Genomic DNA, 13,563 nt, shown 5'->3' with positions numbered 1-13,563 from the left:
CCGCCCCCCGCCGCTCCCGCGGCCCCCCCGCCCCGCCCCCCCGCCCGCCCCGCGAAGGAGGCCGCCCCCGCCGCCCCCGCGGTCCCCCCGTTGGCCCCCCCCTGGCCGTTGCCCGCCGCCCCCGCCGTTGCCGCCGCTACCGGCATCACCGCCCCTGCCGCCGTTGCCGCCTTCGGCGACGTCTGAGCTCACTCCGTTGCCGCCATTGCCGGCCAGCCCGGCGGTGCCGCCTCTGCCGCCGGCCCCACCGTCGCGGTCCAATCCCGCGGTGCCGTTTATGGCTGCGCCGCCGAGGCCGCCCATCCCGCCTTTGCCGCCGTTGCCGCCGCTACCGCCGGCGCCGCCGTCGCCGCCGGCGCCGTCGTTAATCTCGACCACGCCGGGCGCACCGTCGACACCGCTACCACCGTCCCCGCCAGCACCGCCGGCGCCGGCGAATCCACCGTTACCTCCGTTGCCGGACACCGCGCCGCCGGCGCCGCCATTGCCGCCGCTGCCGCCGTTGCCGCCGGTTCCGCCGTTGCCGCCACCCTCGCCCGCGCTGTCACCGTTGGTGCCGGGGGCGCCCTGCGCGCCATTGCCGCCGTTTCCGCCGGCACCGCCATTGCCGAACTTGCCGCCGGCTCCGCCGGCCCCCCCGTTGCCCCCGTTCGCGCCCAGGACCGCGCCACTGCTGGCGTCGAAGCCAGCGCCGCCGGCGCCACCGTCGCCGCCGCTGGCGATGACGGCGCCGGTAGCGCCGTTCGCCCCCGCGATTGCGCCAGCCCCGCCAGCGGCGCCGCCGTTGCCGCCGCCGCCTGGAGTCCCTGGGTTACCCCCGTGACCGCCCGCGCCGCCGTTTGGGTTGGCAGCGTCGCCGGCCGCGCCGGCGCCGCCGGTACCGCCAAGCCCGGCGACGCCGCCGTCGCCGCCGATACCGCCGTTGCCGTTGGCGCCGGCCTGGCCGCCGAACATTGAGCCGTTGCCGCCGGCCCCGCCTACTCCACCGGTGCCGCCCATGCCGCCGATGCCGCCGTTGCCGGCGTCGCCGCCGGTGCCGGCGTCGATGCCGTGCACACCGGTCACGCCGTTGCCGCCGAGGCCGCCCTGACCGCCGACGCCGCCCGCACCGCCTTGGCCGCCGACTCCACCATTGCCGAACAACAGCCCCGCGTTACCGCCGGCACCGCCCATTCCGCCGGTGCCGCCTTGGCCGCCTTTGCCGCCGGTAGCGCCTGTTAGGCCGGCCTGACCCAACGCGCCGGCCTCTCCCGTCCCGCCGACACCGCCGGTACCGCCGTTGCCGACGAGCCAGCCGCCGTTGCCTCCCCTGCCGCCGGCGCCGGCGCCGGTACCGCCCGTACCGCCGGCCCCACCGTTGCCCCAGAGACCAGCGCTACCGCCGTTGCCGCCGGCCTGCCCGGCAGCGCCGGATCCGCCGGTACCACCGTTGCCCCACAAGATCCCCCCAGCACCGCCGTTTTGCCCGGTGCCCGGCGCTCCATTAGCGCCGTCCCCAATGAGGGGGCGTCCCAACAGCAGCTGGGTAGGCGCGTTGATCAGACCCAACAATTGCTGCTCGAGGAACTCCAGCGGTGAGGCATTAGCCGCCTCGGCGAGCGCATACGCCCCGCCGGCGCCGTTCAAGGCGCGTGCGAACTGGGCATGAAATGTCGCCGCTTGAGCGCCCAGCGCCTGATATTCCGCGGCGTGGCTGGAAAGCAGCGACGCGATGGCTACCGACACCTCATCACCCGCCGCGGCCAGCACCTGGGTGGTCGGCGCTAGCGCGACGAGGTTGGCCTCACTGAGGGACGCGCCGATGCCCGCCACATTCGCGGCCGCCTCCGCCAGTAGTTCCGGCGTGGCGGTCAAGTACGACATTGCGGCATCCTCCCCATCGCCTGCAGGTGAAAAGTGACGAGCGCCAACTTACACATCGGGGTCGGGTGAGTTCTGCGTTTCGGCAAATCCCGCCGAGCTTCGATTCACGATCTGGCTGCGAGAGAATGTGTCGATGACCGAGTTAGAAGTACTCCAGACGGACGTGACCAAGCTCGAGGTCGACGCGATCACCAACGCGGCCAACACCCAGCTTCGACACGGTGGCGGCGTGGCCGCGGCGATCTCCCGCGCCGGAGGCCCGGTCGTGCAGCGCGAATCGAATGAAAAGGCGCCGATCGGACTCGGTGAGGCGGTCGAAACCACCGCCGGTGATATGCCGGCGCGCTACGTGATCCACGCCGCCACGATGGAGCTTGGCGGCCCGACCTCATCGGAAATCATCAGCCAGGCCACGGCTTCTACCCTGCAAAAGGCCGACGAGCTTGGTTGCCGCTCGCTGGCGCTGGTCGCATTCGGCACCGGCGTCGGTGGCTTTCCGCTCGAGGACGCGGCACGGCTCATGGTCGACGCGGTGCGACAGCACCAGTCGGCCTCGCTTGAACGTGTCGTGTTCGCAGTCCATGGCGACGCGGCCGAGCGGGCCTTCCGCGCCGCAGCGCAGGCCTAATGCTCGGATAGATAGCGCTCGACGGAATCGACCTTGCGTGTCATCGCGTCGGTGACCCCCGCTCGCCAATCCGCCTTGATGACTGCGCTGACTCGGGGTGCACGAGCGGCGACCGCTTCCACGGCGCGCTGCACCACTGCCATCACTTCCTCCCAGCTATCGCCCTCGATCACGGTAAACATCGAGTCCGTCTTGTTGGGGAGACCAGAGTCGCGAACAACGCGAACAGCCTCGGCGACGATCTCCCCGACACCCTCCCCCACACCGAGTGGGGTCACCGAAAATGCGACTAGCACAGACACTGCTCTACTGTCGCATGGCAGCATCGAGCCCCATGCGAGTTCTGGTGCAACGGGTGTCGTCGGCAGCGGTGTCAGTGGACGGCCGGGTGGTCGGCGCCATCGGGCCGGACCGGCAGGGCCTGCTCGCATTCGTTGGTGTCACTCATAGCGATGGCCCTGATACTGCGCAGCGACTCGCCGAAAAGCTCTGGAATCTACGTATTCTCACCGAGGAAAAATCCGCATCCGATGTCGACGCACCGATCTTGGTAGTCAGCCAGTTCACTCTCTACGCCGACACGGCCAAGGGCCGGCGGCCTTCTTGGAACGCAGCCGCACCGGGGCCGATTGCTGAGCCATTGATCGCCGTGTTCGCGGGAGCATTACGTGGGTTGGGTGCACACGTGGAGACCGGTGTCTTTGGTGCGCACATGCGGGTCGAACTGGTCAACGATGGTCCGGTGACGGTCCTGCTGGAACTCTGAGCGGTTGCCGGTGCGGGTACGTTGGCGTTGATGACAACACCGAAGTTTGGATCACTACGTTCCGACGACGACCAGTGGGACATCGTCAGCGGCGTGGGCTACACCGCACTGCTGGTGGCCGGATGGCGCGCATTGCACGCCGTAAGCGCAGCGCCGCTGGTTACCGACGAATACGCAAAGTCCTTCATCGAAGCCTCAGCCGACCCCTATCTCACGGGCCTACTGGCCAACCCCGGAACCTCGGAGGACGAGACCGCGTTCCCACGTCTGTACGGCGTGCAGACTCGATTCTTCGACGACTTCTTTCGCAGTGCCGCTGACGCCGGCGTACGACAGGCAGTGATCGTCGCCGCCGGCCTGGATTCTCGGGCGTATCGCCTTGACTGGCCTTCCGGAACAACAGTTTTCGAAGTCGATTTGCCGAAGGTCCTTGAATTCAAAGCACATGTGCTAGGCGAACAAGGTGCTGAGCCCAAAGCCCGGCGCAGTGAAGTAGCAGCCGACTTGCGCTCCGACTGGCCAACCCCGTTGAAAGCGGCCGGCTTCGACCCACAACGGTCCAGTGCCTGGTCCGTCGAAGGCCTACTGCCCTATTTGACCGGCGACGCGCAGCAGTCGCTGCTCACCCGCATCGGCGAGCTGTGCGCGCCGGGCAGCCGACTTGCCTTGGGCGCCTTGGGTTCACGCTTCGATCACGAGCAGCTCGTCGCCTTGGAAGCGATCCACCCCGGGGTCAATATGTCCGGTGACGTGGACTTCTCCGCCCTCAGCTACGACGACACCACCACCGACCCCGCGGAGTGGCTGGTTGCCCACGGATGGGCGGTCGAGCCCGTCCGGACGACGCTTGAATTGCAGGCCGGCTACGGAATGACCCCGCCGGACGTGGACGTCAAAATCGACAGTTTCATGCGGTCGCAGTACATAACGGCAACGCGACGATAGCGGCACGCCACCAGCGGATTTACAGCCTTCTCCAACTCGCATACAAGGCGAGTCTGCAACGCTGCACTGATGACAAGGCAACTCGACGGCGGCGGGGTTGACCTAATCGAAGCAATCAATGCGGGAGCACGCGGACCGCGAGTTGGCGCATTCTTCGACCTCGACGGAACGCTGGTGGACGGCTTTACGGCAATGGCGCACGTCGGCGATCGTGTTCGGCGTCGCCAGGCTGGGATTGGCGAGATGCTGCGAGTGGCCGACGCCGCCCTTCGGTATCGATTCGGCCGCGTGCAGTTTGAGCACGTGTTGACGCGGGCGGCAGGCTACTTGCGCGGTGAATCCATCGCTGAACTAAACAAGTTGGGCCACCAGTTGTTTGTGGATCGACTTGCATCGCGGGTGTATTCGATTATGGGCGAGATCGTACAAGCCCACCAACGCCAGGGGCACACGGTGGTACTAGCTTCGTCGGCGCTCAGCATCCACGCGTTGCCCGTCGCACGCTTCCTTGGCATGGCTGACGTACTGTGCAATCATTTCGACCTCGATGAGCACGGCCGATTGACCGGCGGGATCGTCAAACCCATTGTGTGGGGCGCCAATAAGGCTCGCGCGGTGCGCCAGTTCTGTGCAGCCAATGATGTTGTGCTGCAAGACAGTTACTGCTACGCCGATGGTGAGGAAGACTTGGCGTTAATGTCACTCGTCGGCTTTCCGCGGCCGGTGAACCCCCGTCGCGAGTTGGCGACGGTCGCGACTGCGCACGGATGGCCGGTGCTCTTCCCGAAATCGACGCGGGTTGGGCCTGCGGGGATCCTGCATCACTTGGCTGGTTACTCGCGGTGAACGCGTTACGGCGTAAGTAGGATCTTCACGTCGTCGCCGGACCGAGACCCGGCGGTCGCATAGCCTTTGGCCGCTTCGTCCAACGGCAGGGTCGTGGTGAAGATGCCGTCGACATCGAGGCGGCCCGACTGAAGCAGCGGGATCAGTTCCGGCCAGGTGCGCTGCACCGGCGCGGTGGTCATTCGCAGCGTGATGCTGCGCATCAGGCAGCTGAGGGCGGGAAGAGGAAACGGTTTCAGGTCGTGTACGCCGACTACCGAAACGGTGCCGCCCGGCCGCACCGCATTGAGCGCGTCGGTCAGCGAAGCGTCGGTCGCGACCGCGTCGATGACGGAGTCGGCGCCGCGGCCACCGGTCGCGGCAAGAATCGCCTCTGTGGCGGCCGGTGCGACGGGTGTGGCACCCCAGTCGGCCGCACGCTGCCGACGTCCGTCTACCTTATCCACAGCGAAAACTGTTGCAGCGCCGTGCATGAACGCGCTGCGCAGAGCGCATAGGCCTACTGCTCCGAGGCCGAACACCGCCACCGTGCCGCCGAATGGTATGTCGGCGCGCTGGGCCGCCGCCCAGCCGGTGGCGAGGTTGTCGGTGAGCAGCAGCGCCTGTTCGGTGCTGATGCCGTCCGGAATCTTGAGCACCTGGAAGTCGGCGGCGGGCACGGCGAGCAGATCGGCTTGGGCGCCGCCGAGCGCGCCCGACCCAAAGATTCGCAGGCCCGAGAAGCACATGACGGGGTCCCGGGTGGCACAGCCCGGACAGGCGCCGCAGCCGGCCACCGACGACACCATGACAAGGTCGCCAACATTGACGGTGCGTACGTGCGGGCCGGCCTCGACAACGGTTCCTACGGCTTCGTGACCGAGCGCAACGGATTCGGCCAACGGGTATTCGCCTTCGTAGAAGTGCAGGTCGGATCCGCAGATGCCAGCGGCAGTCACGGCGACAATGACGCCGTCGGGCCCCGGAAGCGCCGGATCGGGACGGGTCTCGACCCGGATGTTGCCGGGCCCGTCGATGACTACCGTGCGCATGTCGGCGTGCTCACTTTCGGTGTCGTAGAACGAATTGAGACCAATCGGGCTGGTGTACTGCGGCCCAGTACTCGCTGAGGCGCCAAGGGCTGACGGTGTGGATCTCACCGTCAGCGTTCTTGAAGTAAGAGTGTTTGACGGCGGGATGCGACCACACCATCTTCTTGATTTCGGCCTGTGTCCGTTGATGCCATTCGGTGGCAGCAGCCGCCGTCGGCTCCAGGGAATGAATATCGGCCTCCGCCAGGCGTTCTAGGCAGAGGTTGATGTAACGCATCTGAAGCTCGGACTGAAAGATCAGGCTGCCCCCGTGTGCCAGATGGGTGCCCGGCCCGTAGATGAGGAAAAGGTTGGGAAAACCCGGAACCGTGATGCCTAGGTAGGCGTAGGGTCGTCGTCCCCACATGTCGCGAAGGTCGATACCGTTGCGGCCGACGACCTTTAGCGGCCACAAGACGTCGGTGTGCCGGAATCCTGTGGCGTAGACAATGATATCGACGTCGTGTGCCAAACCGTCTTCGGTGATGATGCCGCGAGGGGTTATCCGCTGGATCGGCGTGCGGACCAGTTGGACGTTGTTTCGTTGCAGTGTTTGCAGCCAGCTGCCGTTGTCTTGCAGTGTCCGCTTTCCGGTGGCCGGATAATCGGGTAAGACCTTGCTCAACAGCTCGTCGTCAGAGACCTGGCTGGTGATCCACTGGGTGAACATCATGCGGGCGGCGGCGTTCATATCGCTGACGGCGTAGTCCTGGTCCGCATAGTTCGGATCGCCGCGCGCGGCGTCGAGGCCCTTGTCGGCGCCTGGCCATAGGAGGAGAAATCGGTACCACCTGCCGTAGAACGGCAGGTGTCGCATGGCCCACCGCACACCGGGTCCAACTTCGTCGTGGTACATCACATTTGGGAACATCCATTGGGCGGTACGCTGGAATACCGTGAGCTGCTTGACATCCGGCGCGATCGCCGGCGCAATCTGGAAGCCGCTGGCGCCGGCGCCCACGAGGGCGACGCGCTTGCCGGTCAGGTCGACGGAATGATCCCAGGCGGCGGAGTGAAACGATGGTCCTTCGAAGGTCTCGACACCGTCGAATTCGGGGACATACGGTCGATTTAGCTGCCCAACCGCGGTGATGACGACTCGCGCGTGCATGGTGCTCGTCTGTCCGTCGGCTGCGCGCAGCGACACGCTCCAGGTGCCGTCGTCGTCGTTCCACTCGGCGGCGAGAACTTCGGTGTTCCAGCGCACTTGCTCGGCTAGACCGTGCTCGTTCATCACTCTTGTGAAATAGCCTTGCAATTCGGGCTGTTCGGCGAAGTAGTGTGTCCAGTCGTTGTTGGGTTCGAAGCTGTAGCAATAGAAGTGGTTTGCCACGTCGACCCGGGCGCCGGGATAGCGGTTTTCCCACCAGGTTCCGCCGGGACCGGGGTTCTTCTCCACGATGGTGAAGGGAATGTTGGCCTGTTTGAGGCGAATTCCGGCCAGGATGCCGGATTCGCCGCATCCGATCACGAGGACCGGCAGCTCCGCCGGGTGCTCGGCCGCCAGGGCGGCCGGGCGTCGAGGATCGACCCCTTCGAGGTCCATCTCCTCTAAGAGCAGCGGTAGGTAGTCGTCGAGAACGTGCTCGCAGGCCGCCCAGTCCATCATTTCCCTAATGAGCCGAAGGTCCAGCGGCTCGGGCTCGGGGCAGCCGCGGTCTCGATACGCGGCGATCACCGGTAGCGCCTCGGCACGGGCCCGGGCCTTGTCCTCCTCAGACATGAACCCCTGGATTTCATTGAGAAACAGACCCATGGGCTTGAAGTCTCGGATAAAGCGCGGATCCCCGGTGATGTGAACCAGCGACAGGAGCAGGGTGGGGATGCTGACGTCTTCTAGCGCGGCGGCGATCTCGGCTGTGGTCGTCGTAAAGGGCGCGCCGGCATACACGCTGCGCATCGAGCCGATCCTTTCGGTGGACTGCAATTACGATACCCATAGTTTCGTAATTGCCAGCATCACGCTACCCCGCGTCTCCTACGGGATCAAGGGCGTCGCAGCGCTGTCATCCAGCGATTGAGCGCGCCAAGCATACTGGGCCGTAGCTCAGCGGAGTGAGGGCCAACCCACTGGTGGGGCCCGGCTCACGCGGTTATCTGACCGTGATTTTGGGTGGCATCCGTAAACCATCACGGCACCCCGGAGGCATTCGAACGCTATTAGAACCTGTTCTAATCCGTCCCGGCACCGGTAGTCTGTGGCAACCCGGAGGTGGATAAGCGTCGTGGCACCAATACTCACGGCTTGCAGCGGGTTCCTGCTTGCGATCTTGTGGATGGATTTGATGTTCGACGTCCAGGTTCTGCGGTACCGACGTGTGGGCGCGGAATTGCCCGAGCCCGTGCTCGCGTCTATTGCTGCCTATTACCACCGCGCCACGACGACGTCGCGCCCGATGAACTGGCTGATCGCTCTGGTCATGGTGATCTTGTTGGGCGCGTTAACGTTTGAAGGCCTCCGGGGGTACCAACTCGAGTGGCTCCTGCCAACGTCGGCTGGTCTCGCAGGCGTTCCAGTGATACTGGCCCTGCTACACACCGTCCCTTGCGCGGTTCGGCTCGGAAAGCGCCTCGACAGCTCGGCCGAGCAAAGTCGCCTGGCGCGATCCATCTGTCGGGATCACCTCGCCTGCGCTGGCTGCATGTTCACGTTCCTGGTCCTGTGGGTGGGGCACACGCTGGCGATCTGACCGGCCCTGACGGGTTCTAGTTGCGACGCGACAAGACCTGGCTGGCCACGTCGACGCCCCCCGTACTAAACTAGAACACGTTTCAATTCTTAGAACGATCGGCGAGCGCCCCAGGAGCAGGCATGCACACCGCCATATGCGACCAACTCGGTATCGAGTTTCCCATTTTCGCTTTCACCCATTGCCGCGATGTCGTTGTCGCTGTCAGCAAAGCCGGCGGTTTCGGCGTTCTCGGGGCGGTCGGCTTCACCCCCGAACAATTAGAGATCGAACTCAACTGGATCGATGAGCACATCGGTGATCATCCCTACGGGGTCGACATCGTCATTCCGAACAAGTACGAGGGAATGGACTCGCACCTATCCGCCGAAGAGCTCACCAAAACATTGCAAGCAATGGTGCCCCAGCAGCACCTTGACTTCGCGCGCAAAATCCTTGCCGATCACGGTGTTCCAGTTGAAGACGCGGCCGAGGACAGCTTGCAGCTACTCGGCTGGACCGAGGCGACCGCCACCCCGCAGGTTGAGGTGGCGCTTAAACACTCCAAGGTGAGCATGATCGCCAATGCGCTGGGCACTCCACCGGCGGACATGATCACGCACATCCACGACTCGGGGCGCAAAGTGGCCGCCTTGTGCGGGTCGCCTTCGCAGGCCCGTAAGCACGCCGACGCGGGCGTCGACATCATCATTGCCCAGGGCGGCGAGGCCGGCGGCCATTGTGGTGAGGTGGGCTCGATCGTGTTGTGGCCGCAAGTCGTCAAGGCGGTGGCCCCGGTCCCGGTGCTGGCGGCGGGTGGCATCGGCAGTGGACAGCAGATCGCCGCGGCATTGGCACTTGGTGCCCAAGGTGCCTGGACCGGCTCGCAGTGGCTGATGGTCGAGGAGGCCTCGAATACCCCTGTTCAGCAAGCGGCTTACGCCAAGGCGAGCAGTCGTGACACCGTCCGTAGCCGGTCGTTCACGGGTAAGCCGGCGCGGATGCTGCGCAACGACTGGACCGAGGCCTGGGAGCAGCCGGACAACCCGAAGCCGCTCGGTATGCCCTTGCAGTACATGGTCTCCGGCATGGCGGTGCGGGCAACGAACAAGTACCCGAACGAGACCGTCGACGTCGCATTCAACCCTGTGGGGCAGGTGGTCGGACAGTTCACCAAGGTGGAGAAGACGGCTACCGTCATCGAGCGCTGGGTGCAGGAGTACCTCGAGGCCACCACCAGGTTGGACGAACTCAACGCCGCCGCCGCCGTGTGACGGCGGACGACAGCCGATTAATCCAGGTCGTCGTCGCGACCGGTGAACACCTCTTTCACCCTCTCGACCGCGTGGGTACCAATGTCGATGGAATTCTGGACGATCCCGCTGGTTCCGCCCGCGATGTCCCCGCGAATGATGTCGCTGGCGTTTTCGACGATGTCCGAGGCCTTTTCGACGGCGTTGGTCGCGATGTCTCGGACCGCATCGACGGCATCTTTGGGGTTGAAGGCCATCGGAGTCTCCTATTCCTTGGCGAACGCTTGATACGACTGTAATCCCGGCGAATTCGCCCAGCCAGAATCAAGTTCAGTAGTCGACGAGGGTGCGCCAGTAGCTTTCCGGTATTTCGGCACCGGACCGCAATACCCGCGCGAGGCCTACGGCCATAGCGATTCCAAGCAGGCCGAGCGAAAGGCCGGCCAGCCCGATGAGCCACCACAGCACCGCTGTGACCGTGGGCCACGGCGACAGCACGGCGAGGACTGGCGCGAAGAAGAAGCCGGCCCCGATGTACCACGCCGAGCCGGCACGATCAGACGTCAGCACAAACCGTAACCACCGTGGGATCGGCGATTCGGCAAGCTGACGGTCGCGTGTCATGGCTCAGGCGGGAAAAATCCTGCCCCCGTGAACCACCCTTCTTGCCAACCTTGAGCTCCCAGACAGAGCATCGGCAGGCCGGCCGGCGACTGCGCGGCAGCCTGTGGCTTGGGGCATGGCGCACCGATCTGTTGGACGCCATACAGGGGGTAGGAGATCACCCAGTACCCGGTCGTGGCCGCCGGGAACTGGTTAGGCGGCGGGAAGTGGCAGGCTTCGGCCTGACCGCTGGGGCCCCGTCCAAAGATGAAGCGTTCATAGTTGTCACACGGGGCGCCCAGCGAGGCGTCATAGTTCATTCCCGGTACGTCTCCGGGCCAACGCCCGTTGTCGGCGCCAGCGTCTGGGGCAACACCGATCGCGGCACCCGTGATCGCAGCTGCGGCTAGCAGTTCGCGAATCATGTTCCACCCCTCCATCGCACCAGTGACTTTCACCAAAGCATAACGATTGCCGTCAGGCCCACAAGGCCGTTATGGCCTTTGCGGCCTGAGAGAGCTGAGGGCAGATTCGGGAGCCTTATCGGAAGCGCCGATTCTGCAAAGCTGCGATCGTATGCTTTCCGTCACCAGCAATAGCTGCGTTTGCTGTGTGCCTTTGTCAGGGAGGGTGTGCCGAATGACCGTCGAGTTTCACGCGCTCGGCGACGTCGAGGTGCGCGTTTATGGGCGCCTGCTGGATATTGGTCATGCGCGTCGTCGGTGTGTTTTGGTGGCGTTGCTGGTGGATGTGAATCGTGCCGTTTCGCCGGAGCAGTTGGTGGATCGGGTGTAGTCGGATCGGCCGCCGCGGCGTGCTCGCAATTCGGTGGCGGGATATGTGTCTCGGTTGCGGAATCTGTTGGCTGTGGCTGAGGGAGTGGTGATTTCGCGGGGGTCCGCGGGGTACATGCTGGCGACCGATGAGTTGTCGGTGGATTTGCATCGGTTCCGATATTTGGTGTCCGCAGCGCGTGGGTGTGGGGATCCGGTTGAGGCGGTGGGGTTGTTTGATCGGGCGTTGGGTATGTGGTCGGGTGAGCCGTTGATGTTTTTGGATACGCCGTGGGTCAATGAGGTTCGTAGTGCGGTGCTGGCCGAGCGGTTTGCGGTGGAGTTGGATCGCAATGATGCGGCGTTGCGGGTGGGGCGGCATGGTGAGTTGTTGGTGGAGCTGATCGCGACGCAGGCGGCGCATCCGCTGGATGAGCGGTTGGCGGGGCAGTTGATGTTGGCCCAGTACCGGTGTGGTCGGCAGGGTGATGCGCTCGATACCTATCGTCAGACGCGGATGCGGCTGGCCGATCAACTCGGTGTGGAACCCGGCCAGTTGTTGTGCGAGGTGCATCAGCTGATCCTTACCGGCCAGGCCGCCGATCATGAGGCCGAGCAGCTACAGCTGGTCGATCAGCGCGCAACGCATCCGCCTGTCTGCGATCGGCCCCATTCGCGCATATTGAGGCGTACAACCAGTTTCGTTGGCCACGAGGATGAGTTGGCGTGCACCGTTGATGCGTTGCGTGCGGGCCCGTTGGTCATGTTGACCGGCGTCGGTGGTGTCGGTAAGACGCGGCTTGCCGCCGAGGTCGCCCGACGCGAGCAGGATCGCTTCGGCGACGGCGTGGGGATCTGCGAATTGGGACCGCTGGAGCACGGTGACGCCGTTGGACACACGGTCGCCGCAGCCCTCCGGCTACAACAACACCAAGGCCTAGGCATCGAGCAGTCGGTGATCGAATACTTGCGATCGCGCGAGGTGTTGCTGGTGTTTGACAACTGCGAGCATGTGTTGGAGTCCGCCGCGTGCGGCCTTCGAGCGAGCCATGGCCGACGAGGATGTCGACCATGGGATGCGATTGGTTGCGTCGTCGGCGGAGCTTGTCGGCCTACGCATCGGTTAAGAGGTGGGCGGTTGGGCCGAACGGGTTATAGCGATTGCCGATCCGGATCATCCGTTGTTTGCTGCGGTGGCTGGTACGGCCGCGCGCGGCGCGTGGAGCGCAGGTGACCCGTCCCGCGCAGGCTCCCTGGCGGCGTTGGCTGGTGTGCGGATCCCCGGTCGCGGGGCAGGGCGCATTTCCTATCCCGCCGACGTGCAGGCAGACATGGCCCTAGTCAACGGTGACCCGCGCAGCGCCCTGGCGCACTGGGATGGCGAGACGGAGCGCGCCCGTCGTGAGGGTGACCCGATTCGCACGGTGCAGGCGATCTCCGCGCTCGCGGTTGCTCAAGGTTTACTGGGCAACTCGGACGCCGCTTTGCCTCCCACTCAGGAGGCGGTGGAGATAGCCGACGCTACCGGCAACCCCACAGCGCGGTCGATGGCCTACTTCTCGCTTGGCTATCTGCTGAAGAAATCCGATCCGGAGCGTGCGCTGTTCTTGTTCGACGAGGCGGCGCGGCTGGCCGGTGAGGTGCGGAATAGGTGGTGGTTCGGCATTGCATTACTGGAAGGCGCGGGGACTCGCGCCATGCATGGCGATCCCGCCCCTGCGGCGCGGATGTTGATCGAGACGCTCGACCATTGGGACCGGGTCGGAGACTGGGTCGAGCAATGGGTCGGGTTGCGCTACGCCACGCGGTTCTTCGCCAGGGTCGGCGCGGCGGATGATGCGGTGTTTCTGCATTGCGCGATTGCAAACGCGGGTAAGCCTCCGCCGTTGCGCGCTGCGCAGTTGGACGGCCTCGTCAATAGTTTGGGCGCAAACCCACTCGAGACCTATAGCGCGTCGCCCGCCGGCGGCGCCGAAGCGGTCGTTCGGGCGAGATCGAGCCTGCAGCGTTACGCCGACTATGCGGCCGTCCCGGCGGTGCCACCGTCAACCAGCTATGAAGCAAGTCAGTGATGCCCGTTTGATAGTTGATGATGCGGGCTCGCCGGCGATCGCGATAGCCGCCACAACCGCGGCGAAACGTGTCAA

At 65.1% G+C, this 13,563-nt stretch carries 16 protein-coding genes; 9 read left to right on the top strand and 7 right to left on the bottom strand.

The features are described from left to right. The coding region (locus tag MSIMFI_RS22915; RefSeq protein WP_191499293.1) for a PE family protein at positions 1 to 1,863 on the bottom strand (1,863 nt) is incomplete at its 3' end. Between the two features lie 133 nt (positions 1,864 to 1,996). On the opposite strand from MSIMFI_RS22915, the gene MSIMFI_RS22910 reads away from it, so the two are divergent. After that, complete coding sequence (locus MSIMFI_RS22910) at positions 1,997 to 2,491, top strand: macro domain-containing protein (protein ID WP_191499802.1); 495 nt, start codon at positions 1,997 to 1,999, stop codon at positions 2,489 to 2,491. On the opposite strand, the gene MSIMFI_RS22905 is transcribed toward MSIMFI_RS22910, so the two are convergent. After that, positions 2,488 to 2,793 (bottom strand): MTH1187 family thiamine-binding protein, encoded by a 306-nt coding sequence (locus MSIMFI_RS22905; protein WP_186243326.1) that lies wholly within the window; start codon positions 2,791 to 2,793, stop codon positions 2,488 to 2,490. The genes MSIMFI_RS22910 and MSIMFI_RS22905 overlap by 4 nt on opposite strands. Before the next feature lie 32 nt (positions 2,794 to 2,825). On the opposite strand from MSIMFI_RS22905, the gene dtd reads away from it, so the two are divergent. The 3 genes from dtd (at position 2,826) to MSIMFI_RS22890 (ending at position 5,048) form a co-directional block, all read left to right on the top strand. Then, positions 2,826 to 3,257: a D-aminoacyl-tRNA deacylase gene (dtd, locus tag MSIMFI_RS22900; RefSeq protein ID WP_191499292.1), complete on the top strand. Its 432-nt coding sequence runs from the start codon at positions 2,826 to 2,828 to the stop codon at positions 3,255 to 3,257. Between the two features lie 30 nt (positions 3,258 to 3,287). Continuing rightward, positions 3,288 to 4,202, top strand: coding sequence for a class I SAM-dependent methyltransferase (locus tag MSIMFI_RS22895; protein WP_191499291.1), 915 nt, complete (start codon positions 3,288 to 3,290; stop codon positions 4,200 to 4,202). Between the two features lie 69 nt (positions 4,203 to 4,271). After that, positions 4,272 to 5,048 (top strand): HAD family hydrolase, encoded by a 777-nt coding sequence (locus MSIMFI_RS22890; protein WP_191499290.1) that lies wholly within the window; start codon positions 4,272 to 4,274, stop codon positions 5,046 to 5,048. 5 nt (positions 5,049 to 5,053) lie between these two features. On the opposite strand, the gene MSIMFI_RS22885 is transcribed toward MSIMFI_RS22890, so the two are convergent. Further along, positions 5,054 to 6,079, bottom strand: a complete 1,026-nt coding sequence (locus MSIMFI_RS22885) for an alcohol dehydrogenase family protein (protein WP_191499289.1) — start codon at positions 6,077 to 6,079, stop codon at positions 5,054 to 5,056. 10 nt (positions 6,080 to 6,089) lie between these two features. Continuing rightward, complete coding sequence (locus MSIMFI_RS22880; RefSeq protein WP_191499288.1) at positions 6,090 to 8,018, bottom strand: flavin-containing monooxygenase; 1,929 nt, start codon at positions 8,016 to 8,018, stop codon at positions 6,090 to 6,092. A gap of 325 nt (positions 8,019 to 8,343) precedes the next feature. On the opposite strand from MSIMFI_RS22880, the gene MSIMFI_RS22875 reads away from it, so the two are divergent. Beyond that, positions 8,344 to 8,808, top strand: a complete 465-nt coding sequence (locus MSIMFI_RS22875) for a hypothetical protein (protein WP_191499287.1) — start codon at positions 8,344 to 8,346, stop codon at positions 8,806 to 8,808. Positions 8,809 to 8,930: 122 nt separating this feature from the next. Further along, entirely contained in the window at positions 8,931 to 10,061 is a 1,131-nt protein-coding gene (locus MSIMFI_RS22870) for a nitronate monooxygenase (RefSeq protein ID WP_191499286.1), read from the top strand. A 17-nt stretch (positions 10,062 to 10,078) separates the two neighbouring features. Here MSIMFI_RS22870 and MSIMFI_RS22865 read toward each other — a convergent pair whose 3' ends face one another. The 3 genes from MSIMFI_RS22865 to MSIMFI_RS22855 form a co-directional block, all read right to left on the bottom strand. Further along, positions 10,079 to 10,297, bottom strand: coding sequence for an Rv1893 family protein (locus MSIMFI_RS22865; protein ID WP_186243318.1), 219 nt, complete (start codon positions 10,295 to 10,297; stop codon positions 10,079 to 10,081). 73 nt (positions 10,298 to 10,370) lie between these two features. Next, positions 10,371 to 10,664 carry a hypothetical protein gene (locus tag MSIMFI_RS22860; protein ID WP_191499285.1) on the bottom strand — a complete coding sequence of 98 codons (294 nt, stop codon included), beginning with the start codon at positions 10,662 to 10,664 and terminating at the stop codon, positions 10,371 to 10,373. Continuing rightward, positions 10,661 to 11,068, bottom strand: a complete 408-nt coding sequence (locus MSIMFI_RS22855) for a hypothetical protein (RefSeq protein WP_186245786.1) — start codon at positions 11,066 to 11,068, stop codon at positions 10,661 to 10,663. Before MSIMFI_RS22855 ends, MSIMFI_RS22860 begins: the two co-directional genes overlap by 4 nt. A gap of 214 nt (positions 11,069 to 11,282) precedes the next feature. On the opposite strand from MSIMFI_RS22855, the gene MSIMFI_RS28500 reads away from it, so the two are divergent. The 3 genes from MSIMFI_RS28500 to MSIMFI_RS28490 all read left to right on the top strand — a co-directional run bounded on the left by MSIMFI_RS28500 (position 11,283) and on the right by MSIMFI_RS28490 (position 13,488). Continuing rightward, on the top strand, positions 11,283 to 11,438 hold the full coding sequence (locus MSIMFI_RS28500; RefSeq protein WP_224770387.1) for a hypothetical protein: 156 nt from the start codon (positions 11,283 to 11,285) through the stop codon (positions 11,436 to 11,438). Positions 11,439 to 11,510: 72 nt separating this feature from the next. Next, positions 11,511 to 12,650, top strand: a complete 1,140-nt coding sequence (locus MSIMFI_RS28495; protein ID WP_224770386.1) for an AfsR/SARP family transcriptional regulator — start codon at positions 11,511 to 11,513, stop codon at positions 12,648 to 12,650. After that, positions 12,610 to 13,488: a hypothetical protein gene (locus MSIMFI_RS28490; protein WP_224770385.1), complete on the top strand. Its 879-nt coding sequence runs from the start codon at positions 12,610 to 12,612 to the stop codon at positions 13,486 to 13,488. Before MSIMFI_RS28495 ends, MSIMFI_RS28490 begins: the two co-directional genes overlap by 41 nt. Positions 13,489 to 13,563 lie beyond the last annotated feature (75 nt).

This window comes from Mycobacterium simulans (assembly GCF_900232995.1).
GTDB classification, from domain to species: domain Bacteria; phylum Actinomycetota; class Actinomycetes; order Mycobacteriales; family Mycobacteriaceae; genus Mycobacterium; species Mycobacterium simulans.
Note: the sequence above shows the minus strand (reverse complement) of the source record. Positions and strands in the feature narration are given on the sequence as shown.

Excerpts from the sequence above, each read along its gene's own strand:
- MSIMFI_RS22910 (WP_191499802.1), top strand. The coding sequence starts at position 1,997 with ATGACCGAGTTAGAAGTACTCCAGACGGACGTGACCAAGCTCGAGGTC.
- dtd (WP_191499292.1), top strand. The coding sequence starts at position 2,826 with ATGCGAGTTCTGGTGCAACGGGTGTCGTCGGCAGCGGTGTCAGTGGAC.
- MSIMFI_RS22895 (WP_191499291.1), top strand. The coding sequence starts at position 3,288 with ATGACAACACCGAAGTTTGGATCACTACGTTCCGACGACGACCAGTGG.
- MSIMFI_RS22890 (WP_191499290.1), top strand. The coding sequence starts at position 4,272 with ATGACAAGGCAACTCGACGGCGGCGGGGTTGACCTAATCGAAGCAATC.
- MSIMFI_RS22885 (WP_191499289.1), bottom strand. The coding sequence starts at position 6,079 with ATGCGCACGGTAGTCATCGACGGGCCCGGCAACATCCGGGTCGAGACC.
- MSIMFI_RS22880 (WP_191499288.1), bottom strand. The coding sequence starts at position 8,018 with ATGCGCAGCGTGTATGCCGGCGCGCCCTTTACGACGACCACAGCCGAG.
- MSIMFI_RS22870 (WP_191499286.1), top strand. The coding sequence starts at position 8,931 with ATGCACACCGCCATATGCGACCAACTCGGTATCGAGTTTCCCATTTTC.
- MSIMFI_RS22865 (WP_186243318.1), bottom strand. The coding sequence starts at position 10,297 with ATGGCCTTCAACCCCAAAGATGCCGTCGATGCGGTCCGAGACATCGCG.
- MSIMFI_RS22860 (WP_191499285.1), bottom strand. The coding sequence starts at position 10,664 with ATGACACGCGACCGTCAGCTTGCCGAATCGCCGATCCCACGGTGGTTA.
- MSIMFI_RS22855 (WP_186245786.1), bottom strand. The coding sequence starts at position 11,068 with ATGATTCGCGAACTGCTAGCCGCAGCTGCGATCACGGGTGCCGCGATC.
- MSIMFI_RS28500 (WP_224770387.1), top strand. The coding sequence starts at position 11,283 with ATGACCGTCGAGTTTCACGCGCTCGGCGACGTCGAGGTGCGCGTTTAT.